The sequence below is a fragment of the Streptomyces wedmorensis genome (assembly GCF_000716445.1).
GTDB lineage: Bacteria > Actinomycetota > Actinomycetes > Streptomycetales > Streptomycetaceae > Streptomyces > Streptomyces wedmorensis.
On record NZ_JNWK01000035.1, the window covers coordinates 35,256 to 61,028 of the forward strand.

The 25,773-nt window shown below is 74.0% G+C and carries 16 protein-coding genes and 1 pseudogene; 8 read left to right on the forward strand and 9 right to left on the reverse strand.

Features of this window, described 5'->3' with window-relative positions; translation table 11 throughout:
* Positions 1 to 7 precede the first annotated feature (7 nt).
* The 3 genes from OO54_RS25330 (at position 8) to OO54_RS25340 (ending at position 3,707) form a co-directional block, all read left to right on the forward strand.
* Positions 8 to 1,264, forward strand: coding sequence for a molybdopterin molybdotransferase MoeA (locus OO54_RS25330; RefSeq protein ID WP_200146727.1), 1,257 nt, complete (start codon positions 8 to 10; stop codon positions 1,262 to 1,264).
* 275 nt (positions 1,265 to 1,539) lie between these two features.
* On the forward strand, positions 1,540 to 1,983 hold the full coding sequence (locus tag OO54_RS25335) for a molybdenum cofactor biosynthesis protein MoaE (RefSeq protein ID WP_033207078.1): 444 nt from the start codon (positions 1,540 to 1,542) through the stop codon (positions 1,981 to 1,983).
* A 122-nt stretch (positions 1,984 to 2,105) separates the two neighbouring features.
* Positions 2,106 to 3,707: an FUSC family protein gene (locus tag OO54_RS25340; protein WP_234439499.1), complete on the forward strand. Its 1,602-nt coding sequence runs from the start codon at positions 2,106 to 2,108 to the stop codon at positions 3,705 to 3,707.
* A gap of 146 nt (positions 3,708 to 3,853) precedes the next feature.
* Here OO54_RS25340 and OO54_RS25345 read toward each other — a convergent pair whose 3' ends face one another.
* Positions 3,854 to 6,124 carry an FdhF/YdeP family oxidoreductase gene (locus OO54_RS25345; RefSeq protein ID WP_399523783.1) on the reverse strand — a complete coding sequence of 757 codons (2,271 nt, stop codon included), beginning with the start codon at positions 6,122 to 6,124 and terminating at the stop codon, positions 3,854 to 3,856.
* A gap of 263 nt (positions 6,125 to 6,387) precedes the next feature.
* Here OO54_RS25345 and OO54_RS25350 point away from each other — a divergent pair, with 263 nt between their 5' ends.
* From OO54_RS25350 to OO54_RS25360, 3 genes are read left to right on the forward strand one after another with little or no spacing between them, the layout of a single operon-like run.
* Positions 6,388 to 7,386: a Dyp-type peroxidase gene (locus OO54_RS25350; RefSeq protein WP_033206895.1), complete on the forward strand. Its 999-nt coding sequence runs from the start codon at positions 6,388 to 6,390 to the stop codon at positions 7,384 to 7,386.
* Positions 7,383 to 8,198 (forward strand): family 1 encapsulin nanocompartment shell protein, encoded by an 816-nt coding sequence (locus tag OO54_RS25355; protein WP_033206896.1) that lies wholly within the window; start codon positions 7,383 to 7,385, stop codon positions 8,196 to 8,198. Before OO54_RS25350 ends, OO54_RS25355 begins: the two co-directional genes overlap by 4 nt.
* Positions 8,199 to 8,201: 3 nt before the next feature.
* A complete protein-coding gene (locus OO54_RS25360; protein WP_033206898.1) occupies positions 8,202 to 8,837 on the forward strand; it encodes a DUF1345 domain-containing protein in 636 nt (211 codons plus the stop codon).
* Between the two features lie 24 nt (positions 8,838 to 8,861).
* Here OO54_RS25360 and OO54_RS43840 read toward each other — a convergent pair.
* From OO54_RS43840 to OO54_RS25375, 3 genes and pseudogenes are all read right to left on the reverse strand, one after another.
* Positions 8,862 to 9,315, reverse strand: a pseudogene (locus OO54_RS43840) (hypothetical protein); the annotation flags it as partial.
* A gap of 5 nt (positions 9,316 to 9,320) precedes the next feature.
* The gene (locus tag OO54_RS25370; protein ID WP_033206900.1) at positions 9,321 to 9,782 is read right to left on the reverse strand and encodes a GreA/GreB family elongation factor; all 462 of its coding nucleotides are present in this window, start codon (positions 9,780 to 9,782) and stop codon (positions 9,321 to 9,323) included.
* Between the two features lie 186 nt (positions 9,783 to 9,968).
* Positions 9,969 to 11,210 (reverse strand): serine hydrolase domain-containing protein, encoded by a 1,242-nt coding sequence (locus OO54_RS25375; protein WP_051787173.1) that lies wholly within the window; start codon positions 11,208 to 11,210, stop codon positions 9,969 to 9,971.
* Positions 11,211 to 11,363: 153 nt separating this feature from the next.
* On the opposite strand from OO54_RS25375, the gene OO54_RS25380 reads away from it, so the two are divergent.
* Positions 11,364 to 12,035 (forward strand): maltokinase N-terminal cap-like domain-containing protein, encoded by a 672-nt coding sequence (locus OO54_RS25380; protein WP_033206903.1) that lies wholly within the window; start codon positions 11,364 to 11,366, stop codon positions 12,033 to 12,035.
* Here OO54_RS25380 and OO54_RS25385 read toward each other — a convergent pair.
* The 3 genes from OO54_RS25385 to OO54_RS25395 form a co-directional block, all read right to left on the reverse strand.
* Positions 12,032 to 13,111, reverse strand: coding sequence for a trypsin-like serine peptidase (locus tag OO54_RS25385; protein WP_033206905.1), 1,080 nt, complete (start codon positions 13,109 to 13,111; stop codon positions 12,032 to 12,034). The two genes, OO54_RS25380 and OO54_RS25385, sit on opposite strands and share 4 nt — an antisense overlap.
* A 6-nt stretch (positions 13,112 to 13,117) precedes the next feature.
* The gene (locus tag OO54_RS48385) at positions 13,118 to 18,454 is read right to left on the reverse strand and encodes a trypsin-like peptidase domain-containing protein (RefSeq protein ID WP_033206907.1); all 5,337 of its coding nucleotides are present in this window, start codon (positions 18,452 to 18,454) and stop codon (positions 13,118 to 13,120) included.
* Positions 18,455 to 18,583: 129 nt separating this feature from the next.
* Positions 18,584 to 19,486, reverse strand: coding sequence for a DNA/RNA non-specific endonuclease (locus OO54_RS25395; protein WP_033206909.1), 903 nt, complete (start codon positions 19,484 to 19,486; stop codon positions 18,584 to 18,586).
* 106 nt (positions 19,487 to 19,592) lie between these two features.
* On the opposite strand from OO54_RS25395, the gene OO54_RS25400 reads away from it, so the two are divergent.
* Positions 19,593 to 20,402, forward strand: coding sequence for a caspase family protein (locus OO54_RS25400; protein WP_033206911.1), 810 nt, complete (start codon positions 19,593 to 19,595; stop codon positions 20,400 to 20,402).
* Between the two features lie 245 nt (positions 20,403 to 20,647).
* On the opposite strand, the gene OO54_RS25405 is transcribed toward OO54_RS25400, so the two are convergent.
* A complete protein-coding gene (locus tag OO54_RS25405) occupies positions 20,648 to 23,527 on the reverse strand; it encodes a LuxR family transcriptional regulator (RefSeq protein WP_033206913.1) in 2,880 nt (959 codons plus the stop codon).
* Between the two features lie 225 nt (positions 23,528 to 23,752).
* Positions 23,753 to 25,450, reverse strand: a complete 1,698-nt coding sequence (locus OO54_RS25410; RefSeq protein WP_033207080.1) for a S8 family serine peptidase — start codon at positions 25,448 to 25,450, stop codon at positions 23,753 to 23,755.
* Between the last annotated feature and the right edge of the window lie 323 nt (positions 25,451 to 25,773).

Here is a 25,773-nt window from a genome sequence, read left to right on the forward strand (position 1 = left end):
AGAGCGCATGACCGTGACACCCCTGGGCCGGGAGGCCCCACCGGACGAGGCCCGGCGGTGCCACGGCGGTCACGCCATGGCCTGGCACCGCGCCCGGGCCACCGCGCGCGCCGCCGCCGGGCCGCCGCGGCCCGCGGGATCCCTGCCACTCGCCGAAGCCCTGGGCCACGCCCTGGCCGAACCGCTGACGGCCCTCACCGCGCTGCCCGCGTTCGACACCTCCGCGATGGACGGCTGGGCCGTGGCGGGGCCGGGTCCGTGGAAGCCGTCGGGGGAGGGGGTCCTGGCCGGCGGACAGCCGGGGAGGCTCGCGCCCGGCACCGCCGTGCCCATCGCGACCGGCGCACGACTGCCGAGCGGGGCGCGCGCCGTACTGCGCCGGGAGCACGCGGAGACCGATGCCGCGACCGGGCTGCTGCACGACCGCTCCGAGGGTCCCGGACCGGTGGCTTCCGGACGCGATGTCCGGCCGTGCGGCCAGGAGTGCCGCGCGGGTGAAGCCCTGCTCCCCGCCGGTACGACCGTGACACCGGCCGTCCTCGGCCTGGCCGCGGCCGCCGGGCACGACCGGCTGGCCGTGCACCGGCGCCCGACCGTGGAACTGCTCGTGCTCGGCGACGAGTTGCTGGAGGAGGGGCCGCCCCGGCACGGCCGGGTACGCGACGCGCTCGGTCCGCTCCTGCCCCCGTGGCTGCGGCGCGGCGGCGCGGAGTTCGTCGGCCGCCGCCTGGTGCCGGACGACTTCGGGCGGCTGCGCGCCGCCGTGCGCGACTCCTCCGCCGACGTCGTGGTCACCACCGGCAGCACCGCCGCCGGACCGGTGGACTTCCTGCACGCCGCGCTCGGCGCGGCCGACGCCCGGCTGCTCGTCGACTCCGTCGCCGTGCGGCCCGGCCATCCGATGCTGCTCGCCGCGCTCCCGCCGGGCGCCGACGGCCGGCCGCGACGCCTGGTGGGCCTGCCCGGCAACCCGCTGGCCGCCGTGGCCGGGGCGGTCACCCTCGCCGTACCGCTGCTGCGACGCCTCGGCGGGCACACGGACGCCGAACCGCTCCGTACGACCGCCGCCACGGCCCTGCCCGGGCACCCGCGGGACACCCGGCTCCTCCCGGTGCGCCGTACCGGACACGGCGCGGCGCCGCTGCCGTTCGACGGCCCCGCGATGCTGCGCGGTCTCTGCCTGGCCGACGGCCTCGCGGTGGTCCCGCCCGGCGGAGTGGACGCCGGCGCCTCCGTCGAGATCCTGGAAGTACCCGGGCCGTGAACCGGACCGAGACCCAGCCACCATCCCGGTCCCAGCCCGAGCCCGAGCCCGAGCCCGAGACCGAGAACGTGACCGAGACCGAGACCGAGAACGTGACCGAGACCGAGCCCGAGCCCGAGACCGAGCCCGAGCCCGAGCCCGAGCCCGAGACCGAGAACGTGACCAGGACCGAGACCGAGACCGCGAACGTGACCAGGACCGAGCCCGAGACCGTCCCCGAGACCGACACCGAAACGCGTGGCCGGTCATCCGTACGAGGGCCAGGAAGAGCGGCCGTGCCGGCACCGACGCCACCCGGCGACCCGATCCGGCTCCTCGCCGTCCGGGACACCCCGCTCTCGCTCGACGAGGTGTACGCGGCCGTGGGCGACGACGCCGCCGGCGGCACCGCCCTGTTCGTGGGGACGGTCCGCGACCACGACGGCGGCCGGCCGGTCGCCTCGCTGGAGTACAGCTGTCATCCCGACGCGGCGGCCGAACTGCGGCGGGTGGCGGAGAAGACCGCCGCCGACTTCCCCGTACGCGCCCTCGCGGCCGTCCATCGGACGGGCCGCCTGGCCGTGGGCGAGGTCGCCGTCGTCGCGGCCGTCTCCTGCGCGCACCGCGCGGAGGCCTTCGCCGCGTGCGAACGCCTCGTGGAGGACCTGAAGCACGAGGTGCCGATCTGGAAGCACCAGGTGTTCGCGGACGGTTCCGAGGAGTGGGTCGGCGCGTGCTGAACGCAGGACGGGGGCCGGCCGGCCGGTGGAGGGCGGCGGGGCGTGCTCTGTCGCCCCGGGGCGCCCTGGCGCTGCAGAGCGTGGACGGCGCCCTGTCGTTCGCCGTGCGTGCGGCGGCCGCGATGGCGGTGCCCGCCGTGCCGATGGCGCTCGCGGGGCGTGCCGACCAGGCCGTCTACGCCATGCTGGGCTCGTTCACCACCACGTTCGGCCGCAACCTGCCGTACCGGCGCCGGGCCCGCGTCCTCGCGGTCGTCGCGGTGGCGATGACGGCGTGCGTGGGCCTCGGTACGGCGCTCGCCGCGTGGGCGCGCCCCTGGGACGGGGGAGCGGGCGCGGCGGTGACGATGGCGGCCATGGCGGTGGTGGCGGGGGCCGCGAAGCTCGCCTGTGACGCGGCGCGCCTGCGGGGCCTCGGCGCCGTCCTGCTGCTGTTCTCCTTCGCGGTGGCGGCCAACGCCGTCTCCGCCCCCGCCGACGTCCTGCCGCGGACCGCCCTGGCAGCGGCCGGTGCCGCCGTCGCCTGGGTCCTGGCGATGGCCGGCCGGTTCGTGCACCCGGACCGGCCGCAGCGGCTCGCGGTGGCCGCCGCGCTCCGGGAGCTGGCCGACCTGTGGGCGGCGGGCGGCGGCAGCGGGCTCGTACGGCACCGGGCGACCGCCGCCGTCCTCCAGGCGTACCGGACCCTCGGCCGGCTCCCTCCGGCCTCCGCCGAACGGGACGGCCGGGGCGGCACCCTCCTGCGGCTCACCGACCTCTGCTGGTCGCTCCTCATCGGATCGCCCAGCCGCCCGCCGGACGACCCCTCGGGCCTGGCGGGAAGCCTGCGCCGACAGGCCCGGCTGCTCGCGAGCCGCCGACGCCGGTTCCCGTACGCGCTGCCCGAGCTGACGGCGCCGCCCCCGACGGACCGGCCGGGCCGCCGGGGCCGCGGCCGGAAGCGGGCGGGGCCGGCCGGCCGGGAAGCCGCCGAACTGCGGGCCGCGGAGCTGGTGACGGGACCGCGCCACGGCCGCGCGGCGGTCCTGCTCGTGCCCGCCCTGCGGATGACGCTCGGCACCGGGATCGCGGGCGGCGCCGCCCTCCTCCTCGGGCTCGGCCACGGCTACTGGGCGGCGATCTCCGCCGCGGCGGTCCTGCACTCGGTCAACGTGCGCACGGCGACGCAGCGGGCCGTGCAGCGCACCCTCGGCACCGTCGCGGGCCTGCTGCTCGCCCTCGGCGTGCTCGCCGCGAACCCCGGACCCGTGCTCCTGGTCCTCGTGATCGTGCTGCTCGAATTCCTCCTCGAATACGTGGTGGCCCGCAACTACGGCCTCGGCGTCGTCTTCCTCACCCCGCTGGCCCTGCTGCTCTCCGATCTGGCCGCGCCCTCGCCCGCCGGGGCGCTCGTCGTGGACCGGGCGCTGGGCAGCGTCCTGGGGGTCGGCGTCGCGCTGGGCTGCGCGCTGCTCGTGGTGCACGACCGCGCCGCCGTACGGGCGGAACGCGCGCTCGCCGCCTGCACGGCGGCCTCCGACGAGGCCGAGCGCGTGCTGGCGGAGCGTGCGGCGCGGTCGTTCCCGGCCGTCCAGACGCGGCTGGCGGCCGCCGTGGTGGAGCTGCGCGAGGCCGACGACGCCGCGGCGGGCGAGTTGTGGCAGGCGGAGATCGACCCCACCGAACTCGCCGCCGCGGAACGGCGCGCCTATCTCCTCCTGGAGCGCTTCCTCCGGTGGCGCTGACGCTGACCGCGACAGACCGTGGACGACCGATCGTGGACGACCGACCGCGGACGACCGACCGCGGACGGCCGACCGCGCACGACCGACCGCGGGCGGCCGACCGCGACGCGTGGGCGACGACGGAAGCGGTCCGGCAGGGCCGTCGCTCAGCCGGAGGGGGCGATCGTGACGTTGACGTGCTTCATGATCGGCTGGTCGCTCTGGGTGCTGTAGTCGCCGAGCGCGCACAGCACGTTCATCTCGGGCATGTAGCCGGCGGCGCAGCCGCGCGGGATGTCGTACGGGACGGCGAGGTAGCCGTGCAGGGAGCGTCGGCTGCCGTCCCTGGCGGTGCTCGTGATGTCGACGGGCCCGAGGTCGGCGATCCCGCGTTCCCGCATGTCGGCCCGGTTCATGAAGACGAGCGTGCGCAGGTTCTTGACGCCCCGGTAGCGGTCGTTGTCGGAGTAGATGGTGGTGTTCCACTGGTCGTGGGAGCGCATGGTGCCCAGGGCCAGGGTGCCCGGCGCCGGGACGACGTCGGGGAGCTCGGCGGCGGAGAACTCGGCGCGTCCGGACGGGGTGAGGAAGACGAGTTCCCGGGCCGGCTGCTTGATGCGGAAGCCGAGGGGCAGCCGTACGCGCCGGTTGAAGTCCTCGAAGCCGTCGAGCGCCTTGGCCATGGTGTCGCGGATGCGGTCGTAGTCCTCGATGTACCACTCCCACGGCGTGGCGCTGTCGGGCAGCGCGGCGCGCGCCATGCCGGCGACGATGGCGGGCTCGGAGAGCAGATGCGGCGAGGCGGGGCGCTTCATGCCGATCGACAGGTGGACCATGCTCATCGAGTCCTCGACGGAGGTGCTCTGGATCCCCTTGCGCTGGTGGTCCTTCTCGGTGCGGCCGAGGCAGGGGAGGATGAGGGCTCCGGCGCCGTGGACGACGTGGCTGCGGTTCAGCTTGGTGCTGACCTGGACGGTGAGGTCGCAGGTGCGCAGCGCCGCGTACGTGACCGGGGTGTCGGGCGCGGCGAGGGCGAAGTTGCCGCCCATGCAGACGAACACCTTGATCTCGCCGCGGCCCATCGCCTCGATGGTGCGGACGGTGTCCATGCCGTGGGCGCGCGGCGGCTCGATCGCGCAGACCTCGGCGAGCCGGTCGAGGAACGCGTCGGAGGGCCGGTGGTCGATGCCGCAGGTGCGGTTGCCCTGGACGTTGCTGTGTCCGCGTACGGGGGAGGGGCCGGCCCCCTCCCGGCCGAGGTTGCCGCGGAGCAGCAGCAGGTTGACGATCTCGCGGACGGTGTCCACGCCGTGCTCGTGCTGGGTGACGCCCAGGCACCAGCTGACGATGGAGCGGTCGGCCTCGCCGTACACCCGCGCGGCCTTGAGGATGTCGGCGCGGGTCAGCCCGGACTGCCTCTCGAGCTCCTCCCACGGCGTGGCCTCGCACAGGGCGCGGTACGCGTCGAACCCGTGGGTGTGCCGCTCGATGAACTCCTGGTCCAGGGCCTTGGGGTCGATCGCGGACTGTTCCAGGATCGCCTTGGCCATGCCGCGCACCAGCGCCATGTCGCCGCCGATGCGTGGCTGGAGGTTCAGGGTGCTGGTCCTGGTCGACTTGAACAGCGCCATGTCGGTGAAGTCGTGCGGGACGATGGTGCGGGTGGCGGCCGCCTCGACCAGCGGGTTGACGTGCACGACGGCGGCGCCGCGGTGGTACGCCTCGGCGAGGGCGGTGAGCATGCGGGGCGCGTTGGAGGCGGCGTTGACGCCGAAGATGAACAGGGCGTCGGCCGTCTCCCAGTCCGCGAGGTCGACGGTTCCCTTGCCGGTGCCCAGGGACGCCTGGAGGGCGCGGCCGCTGGCCTCGTGGCACATGTTGGAGCAGTCGGGCAGGTTGTTCGTGCCCAGTTCGCGGGCCATCAGCTGGTAGAGGAACGTGGCCTCGTTGCCGAGCCGGCCGGAGGTGTAGTACGAGGCCTGGTTCGGGTCGTCGAGGCCGCGCAGGGCCCGGCCGACGACCTCGAAGGCGTCCTTCCAGCTGATCGGCACGTAGTGGTCGGATTCGGGGTCGTAGACCATCGGCTCGGTGAGCCGGCCCTGGTTCTCCAGGTCGTAGTCGCTCCATCCGGCCAGTTCGGTGACCGAGTGGGTGGCGAAGAACTCGCGCCCGACCCGCTTGCTCGTCATCTCCCAGGTGACGTGCTTGATCCCGTTCTCGCAGATGTCGAGGTGCAGGCCCTTGGTGTCGTCGGGCCACGCGCAGCCGGGACAGTCGAACCCGGTGTTCTCGTGGTTCATGCGCATGATCGCCCGGGGGCCGTCCACCAGGGCCTTCTCGCGCACGAGGAAGTTCGTCACGCTCTTGGCGGCGCCCCAGCCGGCGGCGGGGTGGTGGTACGGCTCGAAACGCGGTTCGCCCTCGGGGGTGGGGCCCACCCGGGCCTCGGTGGCCTCCGGAGGCTCCTGTCCGTCCTGGGCGGTGTTCCTGTCCTGGTCGGTGGTCAACGCGCTTCACCCCTTCGCCGCGCGGACGCGCGGGCATGGTGGGCAGAGGGACCCCTTCCGCGAGGCTATGCCCGCCGTTTCCCGCCTGCCACTCGACGGCGGGAGGCGCGCGCCGGGCTGCGTACCGGATCATGCGCACCTACGCTGACGCTGTCCCTTTCCTCTGCATTTCCGGTCCTTTCTCTGGGGGCAGCATGGCCGTACCGCAGCCCATCGTGGCGTCGCCCCTGCGGGCCGCCGTCTTCCTGGTGGTCACCGTCAATCCCGGGGGCGAGACCGCGGTCAGGGAAGGGCTCCAGGATCTGGCGGGCCTGACCCGGTCCGTGGCCTTCCGCGCGCCCGACGACCGGCTCAGCTGCGTCGCCGGCATCGCCTCCGGGGCGTGGGACCGGCTCGTCGGCGGCCCGCGCCCCCGTGACCTGCACCCCTTCGTGCCGCTGCGCGGTCCGCGCCACCGGGCGCCCGCCACGCCCGGCGACCTCCTGTTCCATCTGCGCGCCCGCCGCATGGACCTCTGCTTCGAACTGGCCCGGCTGATCGTGGACGGGCTCGGCGCCGCGGTGACCGTCGTCGACGAGGTCCACGGCTTCGCCTACTTCGACCAGCGCGACCTGCTCGGGTTCGTCGACGGCAGCGAGAACCCGGCGGGCACGACCGCCCTCGAGGCGGTCCACATCGGCGACGAGGACCCGGAGTTCCGCGGCGGCAGCTACGTCATCGTGCAGAAGTACGTGCACGACATGGCCGCCTGGGACGCGCTCACCGAGGAGGAGCAGGGGAGGGTCGTCGGACGGGCCAAGGCGTCCAACGTCGAACTCTCCGACGACGTCAAGCCCCCGAACTCGCACGTCGCCCTGAACACGATCGTCGACGAGGACGGCGTCCAGCAGCAGATCCTGCGCGACAACATGCCGTTCGGACGGGTCGGCAGCGGCGAGTTCGGCACCTACTTCATCGGGTACGCGCGGACGCCCGCCGTCACCGAGCGGATGCTGCGGAACATGTTCCTCGGCGATCCTCCGGGCAACACCGACCGCATCCTCGACTTCTCCACGGCCGTGACCGGCGGCCTCTTCTTCGTGCCGAGTGCCGACCTCCTCGACGACCTTCCCGCCGCCGCGCCGCCGGCGGCCGTCGCCGTCCCCGGGGACTCCCTGGGCATCGGCGGCCTGAAAGGAGCTCCCGTCCCATGACGACCCCCGACGTCACGAACAACCTGCACCGCGAACTCGCCCCGATCACCCCCGCGGCCTGGGCCGAGATCGAGGAGGAGGCCCGCCGCACCTTCCGCCGCCATGTCGCGGGCCGCCGCGTGGTCGACGTCCCCGACCCGGCAGGACCCGGGCTGGCCGCCGTCGGCACGGGGCACCTCACGCCCATGGACCCGCCCGCCCCCGGCGTCACCGCGCGGCTGCGCGAGGCGAAGCCCCTCGTCGAGCTCAGGGTCCCCTTCACCGTCGCACGGGCCGCGGTGGACGACGTCGAACGCGGCTCCAAGGACTCCGACTGGCAACCCGTCAAGGACGCGGCCAGGACCATGGCGTTCGTCGAGGACCGGGCCATCTTCGACGGGTACGGGGCCGCCGGCGTCGACGGACTGCGCGCCCGCAGCTCGAACCCGGTGGTCCGGCTGCCCGAGGAGCCGAGCGACTATCCGGACGCGGTCAGCCGGGCCCTCACCTCGCTGCGCCTCGCCGGCGTAGACGGACCGTACGCCCTGCTCCTCGGCGCCGACCAGTACCGGGCCGTCAGCGAGACGTCCGACCACGGCTATCCGATCGCGGCGCACCTCGGCCGGATGCTGGACGGCTCCCCGATCTGGGCACCGGCCCTCAGCGGCGGCTTCGTCCTGTCCACCCGAGGCGGCGACTTCGAACTGCTCCTCGGCCAGGACGTGGCGATCGGCTACTCGGGCCACGACGAGAACGGCATCCACCTGTACTTCCACGAGACGCTGACCTTCCTGACCTACACGGACGAAGCCGTGGTCGTCCTGGAGGCCTGAGCGGTGAACCGCCTCCTCGCCGGCGCGGTCTCCCGGCTCGCCGGATCGGCGCTCGTCGGAGCCGCGGCCGGCGCGGTCGTCGCCTGGCCGACCCACGCCGCGCTCGGCGTGCTCGCCGGCATCGCCGTGGCGGAGACCGTCTTCGTCGTCACGGGCTGGCTCGTCCTGTGGCCCATGGACGCCACCACCACCCACCACAACGTCCGGCGGGAGGAGTTCCGGCCCGTCGTCGAGGAACTCGCCGTCGTCGGGGCCGCGGTCTGCGGTCTCGTCGGCATCGTCGTGATGCTGCTCGTCGGCGACTCGGACCTCAGCCACGCCGCCGCGGCGACGGCCCTCTGCGGCTGCTTCATGGCCTGGGCGGCGCTCCACCTCACGTACGCCACCCGGTACGCGTACCTCTACTACGCCCTGAAACCCGGCGGCGGCATCGACTTCAACTCCCAGATCCCGCCGCGGTACAGCGACTTCCTCTACTTCAGCTACAACCTCGGCATGACCTACCAGGTCTCCGACACGAACGTCTCCAGCACCCGGATCCGCGCGGTCGCCCTCCGGCACTGCCTGCTGTCCTACGTCTTCGGCGCGAGCATCCTGGCCACCACCATCAACCTGGTGACCGGCGCCGTCACGGGCTGACCGGCCCGGCGCGACGGCCCACCGTCAGGTGCGCCACCACGGTTCCCGCACATAGCGGCCCTCGTCGCTCGTACAGCCGAAGCCGTTCGAGATCTGCTCCGTGTCCAGGTTCCAGCCGACCACGCCGTCGCCCTCGCGCCCCAGCTCGATCAGGCGGTCCGTCGTGGTGTCCGTGCCGCTCGTGACCCGGCAGGTGACGATGGTCGTCCAGGACCGCCCGTCCAGGGCCGAGACGAAGGCGGGCAGAGGCCGTGAGGGCCGCCCGGCGGGCCGCGCCGGCGAGACCGCCGCGCAGCGGGATCGCGCCGCGCGCGGCGAACAGCGCGAAGACCAGCCGGGAGACGACGACGCCGAGGACGGAGCCGAGGAGCGGATCGGTGATCACCATGCCGAGCACCACGTCGGGCCAGTTGCCCGGTTCCATGCCGACGAGGACGTCACGGACCGCGTCGCCGCCGACGGTGTACGCGACCTTGGTGGCTGTCAGCCGAGGGAGAGCACGACCGCCGTGGTCCGCCCCGCGGGCGTCGCGTAGGTCACGGTGTCGCCGGTGCGGTGGCCGACGAGCGCGCGGCCGAGCGGGCTGTCCGCCGTCACGAGGCCCGGGTCGTCGGCGTCGGCGAGCTCGCCGATGTGGAAGGCGCTCTCGGTGCCGTCCGAGAAGCGCACCGTCACGGAACTGCCGACGCCGATGGCGTCGGTGGGGGGAGCCCCGGCCGCGGCCCCTTCCGTGAGCCGCCCGTCGATCTCGGCGATCCGGGCGTCGAGCCGGTCGAGTTCGTCGGCGCGCTGCAACTCGTCGGCCTGGTCCGCCCGGTCGCCGACCTCGTCGTCGGGGCCGCCGAGGGTGGCGGCCACGCTGTCGCGCTCGGTGCGCAGATCGGCGAGCTCCCGCCGGAGCGCCTCACGAGCCGCGGCGCTGATGGGTTCGGGTCCACCGGTCATTGCTGCTCCCGTTCTGCTGCGGCACGAGGAAGTGCCGGTGAGGGTGTCGAAAGAGGGCATTGCGAGACATTTCGAGACTAGCAGCGGATCGCCTCACCGGGGCGGGGACGCGGGCAGGGTGATCCCCCGGCGTCCGCTGGCCGTCACCTGCACCGGTGCCCGCGCGCCGCCTTCCCCTACGGTCGGTCACCCCTTCGGGCTCGGCGGCGGAGCCGTCACCGGGATGTCGAACACGTGGTCGGGGGTCACGATGCGGGTGATCGCCTGCCCGAAGAGGGTACTGGGCTCGGTGTCGTCGTGGAGGACGTCCGTGTTGAGGAGGACGACCAGGGTGGCCTGCGACTCCGGCAGATAGAGGGTGAGCGACTCGTAGCCGGGCAGGGAGCCGTTGTGGCCGATCCAGCCCTGGATGTCGAAGATGCCGAGACCGTAGCCCGCGCCGGGGATGCCCGACGGATAGGTCTTGAGGCGCTCGGCCTGGGTCTTCGGCGTCAGCAGCGTCCCGGTGGCGACCGTCCTGGCCCAGGACCGCATGTCCTGGAGGTCGGAGATCATCGCGCCCGCCGCCCAGCCCCAGGACGGGTTCCAGTCGGTGGAGTCCTCCAGCTTCCCCGAGGCGGTCTGCACCGTGTAGCCGTGGGCGTGCGGACTCGGGAAGGCGGCGTCCGTCGGGAAGACCGTGTGCCGCAGCCCCGCCGGCTCGATGACGTTCTTCTGGACGAACTCGTGCAGCGGCATGCCGCCGGCCTTCTCCACGACGAGCCCGAGCAGGATCAGGTTCGTGTTGCAGTAGTCGAACTCGGCGCCCGGCTGGAACGACACCGGGTGCTTGAAGGAGTAGGCGAGCAGCTCCTGCGGGGTGAACGGCCGGTAGGGATCCGAGGTCAGCGCCTTGTAGAAGTCCTCGTCCGCCGAGTAGTTGAAGAGACCGCTGCGCATCGACGCGAGGTTGCGCAGGGTGATCCGGTCGCCGTTCGGCACGCCGTCCACGTACTTCGAGATCGGATCGTCGAGGGCCACCTTGCCCCGGTCGACCAGTTCGAGCACCGCCGTCACGGTGAACGTCTTCGTCTCGCTCCCGATCCGCATGTACAGGCCGGGGTTCATCGCCTGCCCGGTGGCCTTGTCGGCGACGCCGAACGAGCGGATGTACGTGCCCTTCCCGGGCGCGGAGAGGGCGACCGAGACCCCCGGCACGCCCGCCTCCTTCATCACGTCCTGGACCGCCCGGTCCAGCCGCGCGGCCACGGCAGGCGTAAGCTCCGGGAAGTCGGACTCGGCCGCCGGGACGGCGCCGGCCACGACGGGTGCGGGCACCGGGGGTTCGGCGGCGAAGGCGGTGCCGGCGCCGACCGGCGCGGCGAAGACGCCCAGGGCCGCGAGCGCCGCGCAGACGCGGCGGCTCCGTGGTGTGCGCGAGTACCTCACGGCGGGCCTCCTGCCGGCCGGGGACAACGCTCCACCTTCAGGCTAGGTCGGCCGGGACGGCCGCGCGCGCCGACCCGGGAGCGCGTCTGTTACGTTGCGCCTGCCCGGCCTCAGGGCCGGCAGGAGCCCCCGGTCGAGAGGAAGAAGCACACGATGGCCGTCATCCACCACACGACGATGCAGCCCACCAAGCTGGAGCTGCTGACCGCGTGGCTGCCCACGCGGTCCTGGTACACCGAAGGGGACGGCGGGCCGCGGCCGGTCAAGGCGGGCGGGTTCCGGCTCGACGACCCGGAGGGCCAGGTCGGCATCGAGTTCATGGCGGTGGCCGACGGGACCGAGGGCGACGCCGTCGTCCACCTCGTCCCCATGACCTATCGCGGTGCTCCGCTGGAGGGAGCCGAGCACGCCCTCATCGGCACCTCCGAGCACGGCGTGCTCGGCACCCGCTGGATCTACGACGGCACCCACGACCCGGTCCTCGTCGCCCAGTTGTACGCCCTCCTCGCCGGAAACGCCGTCGCGCAGCACCAGTCGCAGGACGACACCCCGGACCCCACCGTCGTCGCCGCCTACACCCCCGACGCCGACGCCGCCGAGCTGGTCCGGGCCGCCGACGGCTCCGGCCACACCGACATCGTCGTACGCACCCTCGGCACGCCCGACGCCACCGAACTGACCCTCCGCGTACGACGCGTCCTGCGCGCCGGAACGGACACCGCCCCGGCCGCCGGCCGGCTCACCGCCGACTGGCTGCTCCCGGACGGCACCACCGCCCGCGGCGCGTGCGTCGATGTCCTGGCGGCCGAAGGTCCGCTGGGCTAGACCCAGTTGACCTCGGCCTCGGCGAGCAGCGGGTCGTCGATCATCTCCCACAGCGGGACGGCGAAGTTGCCGGTGCGGTAGCGGCCGCCGAAGTGGAGGCCGAGGACGCGGTGGTCGGTCAGGTCGAAGACCGGGGAGCCGCTGTTGCCGCCGAGGGTGGAGCAGTCGTGCTTCATCACCAGGCCGCCCGGGGTGAACTCGGTGGCGGCGCCCGGCTGGAGGCGCTTGACGTTGTAGACGTCCATGAAGATCCGGCGCATCGACTCGGGCTCGTTGCGCCGGCCGTCCCAGGCCGGGTACCCCACCACGTACACCGGGCGGCCCGGCACGCTCGCGGGGGCGTCCGCGGCGACCGCGAGGGGGCTGGGCAGGGCGCCGTCGGCGGACGGCTCGACCCGCAGCAGGGCCATGTCGACGTCCGGGTGGATGCCGATGACCTCGACGACCTCGTACGGGGCCGTGGCCGCGTTCGGCACCCCGTCGACGGGCAGCTCCTCGGCCGGGTCGACCCGCGCCGACATGCCGTACTCGATCGTCCAGCGGCCGTGGCCGTCCTCGAGCCGGCTGAACTCCACGGCCACGTGACGGTTGGTCATGACCGTGCGCGGGCCCACGAGGAACGCCGTGCCGATCCAGTCGAGCCGGGGGTGCCCGGAGACCTCGACCCGGCCGACCCGCAGGAAGGACTCACGGATCGCCGTGCGGTGCCCGTCGAGCACCGACCACTCGTCCCGCTGCGGGGCGAAGTCCTGCCGCTGCACCAGGATCGCGGGACGGCCCTCCAGGAGGACGATCGCCTCCACACCGAACGACTCGTCCGGATCCAGCTCGTCCTCGCGGTGCGCGGCCAGCTTCTCCAGGCCGCTCACCCCCGCCTCCAGGACGCGGGCCCGCTCCTCACGGGCGAAGCGGGAGATCTCCGCCGCCGGTGCCACGTCGGGGGGGAGTTCCTGCGCGGACTCGGCGATCTCCGCCTCCAGATTCGCGCGCACGCGCGCCGCGACTTCCTGCAGATCACCGAAGATCTGCTCGGTGGCCGTCGCGACCGGTGACACGTTCCGCGATCCGTTCGGCATGCTCCCTCACCTCGGCTTCCCGTTCGTCTGCCCGGAGGGGACCGGCCGCCCCGACTGGGCCGCCATGACCTCCTCGTACAACTCCGGCCGGAACTCACGCAGATGGGCCAGGATGCTGCTCATCTGCGTGCCGATGTTCACGAACCGGGTCTTCCCGCCCTGGAACTCGACCTCGTCGACCTTCCGCGTCCCGCGGTGCAGTCCCACGACCGTCCAGTCGTCGAGGCAGACCGGGGAACCGGAGGAGCCGCCCCGCGTGTCGGTGAAGTACAGGATGTCGTGCTCGTCCGCCCGGTAGACCAGGTTGTTGCGCAGCGCGACCCGCTTCGGCAGGCCCCCCGGGTGCTGGATGATGTTGACCGGCACGCGCTGCCGCTCCCGGACGAGCAGCGGCCGGGTCGCGACCTTCAGCGTCGGCCGCCGCTCCTGGTCGGGTGCGAGCCGCACGATGGCGTAGTCGAGCGCCGCGTCCCAGGCGGCGAGCTCCCCGGCCGTCGCCTCGGGCGCGGCCGCCGCGTTCTCGACGAAGTCGAAGCGGGAGCGCGACATCAGCGCCTGGAGCCGCAGGTCCTCGTCGCTGACGTAGGGCCGCACGCCCGCCTCCCACGAACGGGCCATCACCACGTGGTGGTTGGTGATCAGCAGTTCCGGTGCGAGCATCCACCCCGTGCCGCCGTGCGGATACGACGGGAGGAGCGGCGCCCCCGACTCGTACGGCGGGATCCGCAGCAGCGCGACGGACGCACCGGCCCGGATGCCGCCGTGCAGGAACTCGTACGGCACGGTGTCGTCCTGGAGGACGACCTCCTCCTTCAGCTCGCCGGGCATGAGGTCGGCCGGAAGGTCGGCCTCGCCCGTGATCTCGCGCGCCACGGCGTCGAGCGCGCCCTGGAGGACGGCCCGCGGACCCGGCTCGCGGACCTGCTCGATCGCGTTGTGCAGCCAGATCTCCAGCGGCACGAGACCGTCGAGCAGCCGCTCGACGTGGTTCATCGCGTTCAGGTCGGCATGGGCCTGTTCCCGCGGGTCGTCGATCGGTTCGAGGGTGGCCGTGAAGTAACCGGGGATGCCCCTGAGCAGCGCGGGCCGCAGGGCGCGGTCGGCCAGACCCGCCTCCATCGCCGCGTTGCGGACCCGGACCAGCTCCGGCTGCGCCAGGAACGGCACCTTGCGCAGCGCCGCGCCCGCCGCGTTCGGCGGCGGCCGCGTCCACAGGCCCGCGCCGCCGTGCCGGGGACGCGGTCCGGCCAGGGGGCCCGGCTCCGCACCGGCCGGTGCGGAGCCCTCGGCGGCGGGGCCGTGCGGCCCCGAGTCCATCGCGGAGGCAACCCCGATCAGCAGGTCCCCGCTGCCGTCCCGCAGGGTCAGCGCCTGCCGGGCCACGCCGTCCAGGGTGCCGCGCCCTCGCGCCTCCCGCAGGTACCGCTCGATCAGGTCGAGGTCGGGACGGTCCGCGTCCGGAGCCGGATCGGGCTCGCCGGCCGCGGACGCCATGATCCGGGCCAGCGGCCCGAGCAGCCCCGGCTCGTCGGTCAGGGTGGTGTCGATCCAGCGGGCGAGCTCCGTGATGACGGCCTCCTCGTCCGCCGGGAGCCCCACCAGACGCAGCGTGTGCTCCAGGAGCCGAGGGTCCGCCCGGCAGGCCGTGGCCGCCGCCGTACGGGCCAGGGACGGCTGCCGTGCCAGGTCCGCGTCCGGCATGCTCCGCAGGGTCCGGGCGAGCCGCTCCTCGGCCGGAGCGGCGTCCACGTCGGCCAGCGCGGCCAGCCGGGACCGGGCGACCAGGACGCCCAGGGACTCGTACCGGAGCCCGAGGCCCGCCGCCAGCTCCTCCGCCTCCTGGAGGTCGCGGTCGGCGTCCGCGAAGTCGCCCGCGTCCTGCGCGAGCCGCGCCGACAGCTGGAGCAGTTCGAGCTGGGTCTCGGCGCAGCCCGCCTCCTCCGCCCGGTCCACGGCCCGCTCGGCGCCCTCACGGGCCTCCGCCGACCGGCCGGAGCGGGCGAGGGTCTCGGCGAGCAGCGCGTGCAGCCTGCTGCACGGCGTCCACGGCCGCCGCTCGGCCAGCCGCTGCGCCGCCACCTCCACGTACCCCTGGGTGAGCAGGTCCTCCACTTCGCGCGCGGCGATCCGCTCCCAGTCCTCCTGGTCGGCCTCGGTCATGATCTGGTCGGGCACGTGGCCGCCGATCCGGCCGAGGAGGAACGCCGCCGAGCGGTGCGACATCTCCCGGTGCGTCGACCCGCCCAGGTGCGGAGCCACTCCAGGCTCCCAACGCGCCTCCACCGCACGGGGGTTCTCGCCGAGCCGGAGCCGGTGGTAGATCTCCTCGGCGCGGGCCCGGGCGCCCTCGCGGGCCGCGTAGTAGGCGACCGCCCTGCGGTCCACGGCGCGCATCAGATCGGTCCGCGCCCGGTCCGAGAGGCGCAGCATGATGGCCCGCAGGTCGGCCCGGTGCCGGATGGCCTCCGGTCCGGCGGACTCCATCAGGTCGACCCGGGAGGTCAGCAGGCCGTAGAGTCGCCGTGCCTCCGCCGCGGTGTCCACCCGGAGGCCCGCGGGCCCCGCCAGCACCTCCCGGACCAGGTCGGGGGTGATGAACCGGAGTGCCAGACCCGCCTGGACGAGCGCCCGGACGTCGTCCTCCGCGATGTGGTTGAGGAGCCGGTCGTACAGCGTGCCCTGGATCAGCATCTGGTCGACCTGCCGGTCGAAGTACCGCCGCCGGGAGGGCAGTCCGCGCAGCAGCTCGCCGAGCGAGGAGGAGTCGGTGCCGAGCGCGACCGCCGTGCGGGCCGCGAGCCGCAGACTCAGCGGATGACCGCCGATCCGGTCGGCGAGGGCCTCGGCGAGCGGCTCGTCGTCCACCCCGGACGACATCAGCAGGTCCACCGAGGCATGGTGGTCCAGCTCGGTGAGCTCCATCGAGCGGGGGGTGAGGATCCGGGCCGGATGGTCGATCGGCGCGCGGCCGGAGACGATGAACCGCAGGCGGGAGTAGGCCGCGCGCAGCGCGGTCCAGATCGCCCACATGCGCGCCATGACGGGGGAGCCCCGGTACTGGGCCTCCTCGAAGGAGTCGACGACGACGAGGAACGGCGGGGCCGTTTCGCCCGGGGCCGGCCGGACGGCCCCGGCGACCAGGGACGCGGCCCGGTGGGCGAGTTCCTGTTCACGGGCGCTGGCCCGGGCGTGGAAGTCGGCGGAGTAGTCGCGGCCCATCGTGGCGCGCGCCCCGCCCAGCTGGTACAGGTCGTCGAGTTCGTTGCGCTCGCCGCGCTGCACGGCCGCGGTCCGCTCGCACTCGTCCGCGAGCGCGTCGAACTCGGCGCGGGACGCGGGATACTGGATGCCCAGTTGCCGGGCCGCCTCCGCGATCACGGTGGCCGGCTCGTGGATGGAGAGCGTCGGACGGGCGAAGTCGATGTAGACGAAGGGGAATCCGTCCGGTGAGGCGGCCATCGCGTCGACGAGGAACTTGGCGAGCAGCGTGCTCTTGCCGATGCCGCCCACCCCGTACAGCAGCACGGGCGGCTCCGCCGGCTCCTCGGGCAGCGCCAGATAGGCGTGCAGGGCGTCGAGTTCGGCGGTGCGGCCGTGGAAGGTCCCCCGGATCAGCCGATGCATCGGCTGGAGCAGCCGGGCCTTCTCCAGCCGGTGCTGGACGTCGTCGACGGCCGGCAGGCCGGTCACGCCCGGCACCCGGCTCAGCCACAGGACGGCCTGAAGGGTGTCGGAGAGCTCCTCGACCGGGTCCTGGACCGGGGGAGGGGGCAGGCCGTCGAGCGGGTGGCCGGCCGCCTCCGTGCCGACCGGGAGGCCGCCGGTGAGCAGCGCCAGGGCGGCGCGTTCCGGGCCGGGGCCCGGAGGACGCAGGCCGATGTTGCTCCGCAGGACGCGCAGCGCGGACGCCGGCCCCGCGAGGCCCGCGAGCGTCGTGTCGCGGACCTCCGGCTTGAGCGTCCACACCGTGGTCGGCGCGCCCTCGGGGCACGGCAGGCCGGTGCAGTCGTCGACCAGTTCGAGTACGGCCCGGCCGGTGGGCAGCTCCTCGTCCGGCAGGCGCAGCCGTGCCGGGTCGAACTCCTGGAGCAGGCAGGCGGCCTCGCGGTACGACCTGCGCAGGTCGGGCAGGGCGGTGGCGGGCGCCGCGAGACTGGTGCGCAGCGCGTCACGGAGCAGCGGTCCGGCCGCCCCGGGCCGCGGTGCCGAGGTCGGTGGCAGCGCCCGGCGGAGCCGTACGACGTCCTCCACGGCCGTGCACACCCGACGCATGTAACTGTCGCCGTTCGAGGGCGCGTCGACGGCCCGGAGCACCTCGGCGACGGCCGTCTCCGTCAGCTCGCCGGCGGCGTCCTCCTGTCCCGGGGGCAGCGTGTCGGTGAAGAACTCGCTGAAGAAGGCCCGCAGGTCACCCTCCTCCACCAGACGGGTGGTGTCACGGCACTCGTTCTTGCGTATCTCGTAAGGGAGTTGGCGCATCGACGACGCGTAGCCGAGCAGCACGAGACGGGGCACGGTCTCGGCCCGCACCGGCGTGTGCTCGTACACGGCCCGGGCGAGGACGCCGATGCAGTCCCACACGTCCGACTGCGGGTCCAGCCGGTCGCAGTCGTCCAGGACCAGCCAGAACCGCTCCTCGGCCGCCGTCGCGCGCGCGACGATCCGGTGCGCGGCGTCCTCGAAGCACGGCAGTGGATCGTTCAACCGTGTGGGGTTCAACAGGACCTCGTCGGCCCCGGGCCCCGACACGAACGCCGCGAGCCGCTCCATCAGCCGCGCGGCCGTGGACGTGCGGGACAGCGTCACCCGCACCGGACGGAAGCCGCAGTGCTGGCCCAGGTGCCGGATGAGCTCGTAGGTGTACGACCGCCCGCTGTCCGGCGGACCGTCGACGACCAGCACCGTCTGCTCCGGATCGGCCAGGAAGCCCCGCAGCTTCTCCCGCAGTTCGCTGCGGTCCAGGAACGCCGCCGTCCCGTGCTTCAGGAGCAGACTGTCGAACGGGTCCCGCGGCGACCGCCGCAACCGCTCGTCCTCCCGCAGCCGGGTGAGCAGGTTGCGCGCCTCCGCGCCCTGCTCGAAGGCGTGCGGGTGGTCGATCGCCGCCAGCGCGTCGAGACCGGCGAGCACGGCCAGCAACCGCCGCTGATGCGCGATGTCCCTCCGGGCCGCCGCCACCACCAACAGCGCGTTCCTGTCCGCGTCCGGCGTCAGCGGCAGGTCCTCCACGAAGTCCGCGGGCAGGCCCGCGCGGAGCAGTCGTTCCCGCGGCTCAGGGGTGTCCAGGAGGTGGTCCCGTACCCAGCTGGCCACGAGCCCCCACTCCGTCTCGGTGAGAGGCATACCGCACCTGCCCGGCGCTCTTCGCGCAGCGCCGGTCGCTCCGGCGCCGGAGGTGATCCCTTTCATCGTTCCACCGCCCCGAACCGGCCGCAATCGCTGCCCCGCCGGGGCAGCGATTGCGGCCGGGGGTCAGGCGTGCAGCACGATGTCGTCGTACGACTCCAGCCGCCGCCACCGCTCCTCGGGGCCGCGCGCCGGCGGCAGCACGTCCACGTCCGGCAGCGGGCCGAACTCCAGCTCGGTGATCTCCGCGATGTCCGAGACAGGCACCTGGTACGTGCGGAAGGGGCCGAGCGGCGGCGGCGCGCCGGCCTTCGCGCCGGCCAGGGCCCGCTCGGCGTCCCGGCTCAGATCGGGGCTCTGGTCGAGGACGTACGCGGCGGCGGCCAGCGCTCCGTCCTGCATGAAGGCGGCCACCTTCCAGAACCGCAGCGGCACCTGGATCCCCCGGTACGGCGGGTCGGAGTCGTGGAGCACCGGGCCGGTGAGGACCGTCAGTTTCCGGTCGTACTGGGCGGCATGGTCGAGGAGGTAGTTCTCCAGTCCTTGCCAGAGCTGTTTCCCCTGGTTGAAGACGTCGGCCTGCGGGGCGGCGTTGGTGTAGTGGAAGGTGTCGGTGTTGGCCCGGTGGGCGACGGCCGGAGAGCCCCAGACCGGGTCGAGCCGGCGGACCAGGTGGCCGCGGTCGAGGCTGTTGTTCCGGTAGACGTCGTTGCCCGCCTGGTGCTCCTCGGGCAGCCGGGGATCGAACTCCCAGACGTCGTCCCGGGGGACGTCCTCCAGGAGCTCGCGCCCCTCGATGCACACGGCCGTCGAGGCCGCGAGCCGTCTGTCGGGGCGGAACACCACGGTGAAGTGCGTGTACGGCAGGATCACCGTCGCGACCCCGTCCCGCGCCGGGACGGGCAGCGGGACGTCGGGGCCGAGGAAGGCCGCGTCGTAGCCGGTGCGGTCGGCGAGGGCGGACCGGCCGACGTCGCCGCCCCGGGCGACGGAACCGGACGGAGGGAGCGGAGGTTCGGAAGGGTTCATAGGATGGAAGTACCGCGTGGAGAGGGTCGTGGTCGGCGTCGGGGCGCAGGGCCACCCGAACAGACGCTCCTCGGCATCTCCTCCGCATCTCACCTGGAGGCACCCCATGGCCACCGGACTCTCTGTGCACGTCGGACTGAACAGCGTCGACCCGGCCCGGTACGAGGGCTGGGAAGGGACGCTGGTCGCCTGCGAGAACGACGCCCACGACATGGCTCGGCTCGCGCGGGCCGGCGGATTCGAGACCACCACGCTGCTCACGCCCGAAGGGACGGTCGCCAACGTCACGGCCGTGCTGGGCGAGGCGGCCGCCCGGCTCGTGCCGGGTGACATCCTGTTCTTCAGCTACTCCGGACACGGCGGCCAGGTCCCCGACGAGTCCGGCACGGACGACGAGCCGGACTCGCTCGACGAGACCCTCGTCCTGTACGACCGCCAGTTCCTCGACGACGAGGTCCAGCAGGCCTTCCGGGCCTTCGCCGACGACGTGCGCATCGTCGCCCTCTTCGACTGCTGCCACAGCGGCAGCAGCATCGAGGTGCCCGGCGGCACGGACGAGGACGTCCGCGGCCGGTACATGCCCGAGCCGCAGCAGCGGCAGCTCTACGACCGCGACCGCGAGTTCCTCACGGAGCTGCGCGACTCGCTCGCGAAGTCCGCGGCCGCCGCCGGCCGGGGCCCCGACGCCCTCCTCGTCTCGGCCTGCCAGGACGACCAGGTCGCCTCCGACGGCGACGTCAACGGGGCCTTCACCGCCGCCGTGCTCAAGACCTGGGACGACGGCGCCTTCCAGGGCGGCTACCGAGAGTTCCACGCGGCGGTCCAGAAGAAACTGCCCCGGAGCCAGCGCCCGAACCTCTACCTGACCGGCTCGCCCGACGAGGCGTTCCTCGACCAGCGGCCGTTCACCATCTGACAGCGGTCCGCCCACCCACTGGTCCGGCCACCCACCGGTCCGGCCACCCACTGGTCCGGTCACGCGTCGGTCCGGCCACGCACTGGTCCGGTCACGCGTCGGTCCGGCCACGCACTGGTCCGGTCACGCGTCGGTCCGGTCACGCGTCGGTCCAGGCCGGAGCGGTCCGGGCCGGAGCGGTCCGGGCCGGAGCGGCGTGGGAGCCGCGCCCCCTCAGGGCCGGGGCGCCGTCGGAGGCCGCCCCCTCACGGCCGGAGCGCCGTCGCCAGCTGCGCGCGGGAGCGGACGTCGAGCTTCTGGTAGATGCGGGTCAGCCGTGCCTCGACCGTCTTCACGCTCAGGTACAGCTTCGCCGCGGCCTCCTGGTTGCTGGCGCCCTGGCACACGAGCCGCGCGAGCCGCAGCTCACCCTCCGTCAGCGAGGACAGCGCCGGCAGCGCGTCCTCGACGCCGGAGGCGGAACCGGGCCCGTCGCCCGCGCCGGCCGCCGGCGTCTCGCCGGCCAGCGCCAGCCACGGGGCCGCTCCGGCCCGCTCGAAGACCTCCGCCGCCGTCTGGAGGGCGCTCTGCGCCGCCGACCTGCGCCGCCTGCGCCGCTCCACCCGGGCCAGCGCGATCAGCGCCCGTCCCCGTTCCAGCGGCAGTCCCGTCCGGCCGAAACTGTCGGCCGTGCGGGTCAGCAGCTCCGCCGCCTCGTCCGTCCGCCCCTCCGCCGCGAGGCACAGGGCGTACGCCCGGTCGCAGCCGAGCAGGACCGTGGACCGGCCGAGACGCTCGGCCACCGGCCGCACCTCGGCGAGGAGCGCCAGGGCCTCGTCGGCCGCGTCCTGGGCCAGCAGCGCCTCAGCCAGCTCCTCGTGCCAGCGCAGCATCGACGGGTCGACGTTCGACTGGGCGCGCTCGTCGGCCTGGACGCGCCGCAGCGTCTCCAGGGCGGCGGCCACGTCGCCGTTGATCAGCTGGACCCGGCCGAGCGCGTACCGGCTGCGGGAGAGGAAGACCCGGTCGCCCTCCTCCTCCGAGGCCTGCACGCTGCGGCGCGCGTAGCTCGCGGCCCGGGCGAAACTGCCGCCCGCCGTCTCCGCGAGCGCGAGGGCGTACCAGGCGGGGCCGGGGGAGAGCCCGGCCTCCAGGGTGAGGGCGAGCGACTGCCCGGCGTGGGCGAGCGCCGCCCCGCACGGGCCGATCCGGGACTCGATCTCGGCGAGCGTGCTGAGCAGCTCGATGGCGTCCTCGACGGAGCCGCGCCGCTGCACCAGCGGGAGCAGGGCGCCCAGTTCGTCACGGGCCTCCGCGAGGCGGCCGTCGAACAGGGCGTGACGGATCGTCAGGATCTGTGCGGCGTTGCGGATCCCGAGCGGGCGCTCGGCCAGCTCCAGGGCGCGGGCCTGGGCGAGCACGGCCTCCGCGTCCGGCGAGCCGAGGGCCCGTTCCATCCGCGCCTGGACGGTCAGCGCCTGCGCCGCCGTGCGGGGGTCGCCCATCGAGGCGGCCAGCGCGGCCGATTCGACCGCGGCCGTCCGGGAGCGCTCCGGATCGCCGTCCGCCAGGACGTACTTGACGGCGAGCCGCAGCTGCACGGCGGCCCGCAGCGCGGTGTTCCCCTCGGAGTCCTCCATGGCGTGCACGTACATCTCGTCGAGGCCGGTCAGCCCCTGGCCGGCCGTGTCGAGCACGGCGAGCCGTGCCCGCACCCGGTCGGCGGGCACCGCGTCACGGGCGAGCAGATCGGTGGCGGCCCGCATCGCGAGGTCGGCGCGGGCCGCGCGGGCGGCCTCCTCGGCGGCGTCGACGAGCCGCGTGAGCCGCCGCCCGCCGTGCCGGCCGGGCGTCGACTCGGCCGCCAGCAGGGCGAGTTCGGCGGCGAGCGCGCTGTTCCCGCGCCGTCTGGCCAGATCCGCGGCAGCCGCGACCTCGGCGGCGAGTTCCTCGTCCGGGCAGTCGGTGGCCAGCGCCCGGTGGCGTACCGCCTCGACGGGGTCGTCCACGACCTCCGCGAGGGCCGCGTGCCCGGCGCTCCGCTCGGCCCAGCAGGCGTCGTGCACCAGCGTGGAGGGCAGCAGCCCGGCGGTGAACCTCACCGACCCGTCCTCGGCCAGCGACACCAGGCCGGCCCGCTCGGCCGCCGCGAGGTCGGCCTCCGCGTTGGGTCGCCCGGCCCGGCGGACCAGGGTCGCCGAAGGGCGCAGCGCCAGCGCGGCGAGCAGCAGCGTCTCCCGTACGGCGGCGGGCGCGGCGCCCAGGAGCTGGCGGGCGAGGTCACGGGCGCGGCCGGAGAGGGTCAGGGCCTCCGCGTGGTGCACCGGGGTCCGCGCGTCGGCGAGGGAGCGCCCCACGGCGAGCGCGAGGCGCGGATTGCCGCCGCTCGCCCGGTGGATGCGGCCGGCCATCCGGGACGGCAGCCGGTGGTGGATGAGGAGTTCGGCGATCTCGTCGGCGGCCAGCGGCGGGACGAGCAGCACGTCGGCCTCGGACGGCACCCACAGGTGGGTGGCGTGCGGGTCCTCGGAGCGGTACGGCTCGCGGTAGGGCTCGTAGGCCTCGCCGTACGGTTCCGGGGTCTCCACGGCCACCACGCGCAGCGCCGGGGGCGCCAGGTGGAGGGCGAAGCGCAGCAGGTCCGCGCTGTCCGCGTCGACGTGCTGCACCCCGTCGACGACGAGCAGGACGGGGCCGTGGCAGGTCAGGGCGCGCAGGATGCGGGCGATGCCGAGGCGCAGTGCGATGGGGTCCCAGCCGCCCGCGTCGATCGGTGCCTCGCGGCACAGCATGGCGACGGCGGTGCGCTGGGGGCCGGGCAGTTCGTCGAAGACGCCGGAGGCGAGGATCCCCGGGGCGGGTGTCGCCGGTCCGGGACCCGTGGAGGACACCGTCGCGGCGACGGAGGCGACCAGCGCGGCCGCCGCTGCGCCGGGTATGTCCCGGTCGGACGGCAGGGGCGCCAGCCACAGCACGGTCTCGCCGCGCGCCTCGGCGCGGCCCGCCTCGGCCAGGGCGAGTTCGGTCTTGCCCACGCCTGCGGGGCCGGTGAGCAGGGCGCGGCCGCGTGCGTGGAGGGCCCGTTCGAGCCGGCCGAGGAGTTCCTCGCGCCCCACCGGGGCAGCGCGGTGCGGTGCTGTCGTCACTGTCCACCACCTCCGGCCCTCGGGTCCCGGCCCATGAGCCCCGTGCGCAGAGGATACGGAGCCCACCGGGAGAGTCCAGGCCCCGTGTCCGGCATACGGACAGAGGGCTCCGCCGCGACGTGCTCGCCCCATGCCAGAACGCGCCCGTGGTATAGACCACGAGCGCGTCGCTGACCAGCAAGGATGCTGTTGTGGGGGGTGGTTCAGTGGTGTGTCACCGGTGGATCAGAAGGTGAGGCTCCACGAGTCGATGTAGCCGGTGTCACCCGAGGCCACATCGCGGACCTGAAGCTTCCAGGTGCCGTTGGCGACCTCGCTCGACGCGTCGACCGTGTACGTGGTCAGGACGTTGTCGGCGCTGTCCGAGGAGGAGGACGCCTTCAGGTTGCGCACCGTGCCGTCGGGGGCGATCAGGTCGATGACCAGGTCCCCGCGCCAGGTGTGCTTGATGTCCACGCCGACCTTGAGGGCGGCGGGGGCGTTGCCGGTGCGGCCGGTGACGGCGATCGAGGACGACACGGTGGTGTTGTCGGCGATCGTCACGTCGGTCGCGTTGGTGAAGACGTTGCCGCTCGGCGGGGTGGTGCCGAGGACCGCGTCGACGGACTTCGCGGTGTCGGCGATGCCGGTGCCGCAGCCGCCGGTGCAGGTGCCGGGCAGCGGGCGGGCGTTGGTCTTGATCGCGGACTCGATCTCGGCCGGGGTGAGGGTGCTCTTGGCCGACTTCAGAAGGGCGGCCAGGCCCGCGATGTGCGGGGCCGCCATCGAGGTGCCCTGGTAGGGCTTGTAGTTCTCGGTCGACTGGGTCGTCGTGCCCGAGTTCAGCGTGGAGTAGATGCCGTTCTCGGGGGTGGTGACGGTACCCGGGGTGTCGGTCGAGCGACGGGTCTCGCCGCCGGGCGCGGACACGTCCACGATGGTGCCGTAGTTGGAGTAGTACGACCGGTTGCCCTCACGGCTGGTCGACGCCACGGTGATGACGCCGGAGCAGTTCGCGGGGGTGAAGCCGGAGGCGTTGGCGTTGCTGTTGCCCGCGGCGACGACGACGGTGGTGCCGCGCGAGACGGCGCCGTTGATGGCGGTCTGGTAGACGCTCGGGCAGGTGGAGCTGGCGCCGCCCAGGCTCAGGTTGATGACCTTCGCCGGGCTCGCGTTGGCCGGGACGCCCGGCACGGTGCCGCCGGAGGCCCAGGTGATGGCGTCGGCGATGTCGGAGGACGAACCGCCGCACTTGCCGAGCACGCGCACGGGCTGGATCTTCGCGTTGTACGCGATGCCCGCGATGCCCTTGGTGTTGTTCGTGGTCGCGGCGATGGTGCCGGCCACGTGGGTGCCGTGCCAGGAGGAGTTGGAGGCCTTGGAGCCGGTGCCGCACTCGCCGTCGGTGGCGTTCCAGTCGCCCTCGTCCTTCGCGTCCGCGTCGCGGCCGTTGCCGTCGCGGGCGTCGGCGGACGTGGAGATGAAGTCGTAACCGGCGACGACGTTGGACGCCAGGTCCGTGTGGGCGGCGTAGCCGGTGTCGATGACGGCGACGGTGACGCCCGTGCCGGTCGTCTTGTCCCAGGCCGCGGGAACGTTCATGCCGCCGGTGGCCTCGAAGAGGTCCCACTGCTTGGCGTAGTCGGTGTCGTTCGGGGTGACCGCCATCGCGTAGGCGCGGATGTCGGGCTCGACCGAGGCGACGGACGGGTCGGCGCGGAAGGCGTCCATGACCTCCGTCACGTCCTGCTTGGTCGCGCTGTCGCCCAGGTCGACCAGGGCGCCACCGCCGGCGAGGCGGCGCTCGAAGGAGAGCTTCTCGCCCGTCTTCGCGGCCTTCTCGGCCGTGTCGCTCTTCGCGGCGGTGTTGGAACCGGCCTCGGCGGCCTGGCTCTTGTAGGTCACGATGACCTTCTCGACGGGGGCGCTGGGAAGCGCCCGCATCGTCTGCGAAGCCGGAGCCGGCTTCGGGGTGGCAGCGCTCGGGGCGGCGGCGATCGCCCCGGTCGTGGCAGCGGCGCCGAGGATCGCGGCGCTCGCGACCACGGATATGACTCTCCGCCTGGAACCGTTCAAGGTGTGGCCCTTTCGAGTACGACGTAACTGCGGAGCAGTGGCGGCGGCGCGGGTCACACGGGGCGAAGTGGGGTCGCGTCCGAGGTTCCCTGGGCTTGGGGGGCCCGTGCGCCGCCACCGGCGCGACGGCCCGGGTCAAGGCCGTCACCGGCGGACATCACCCTCCGCATGCACCTGTCAGGGTGCGCTGG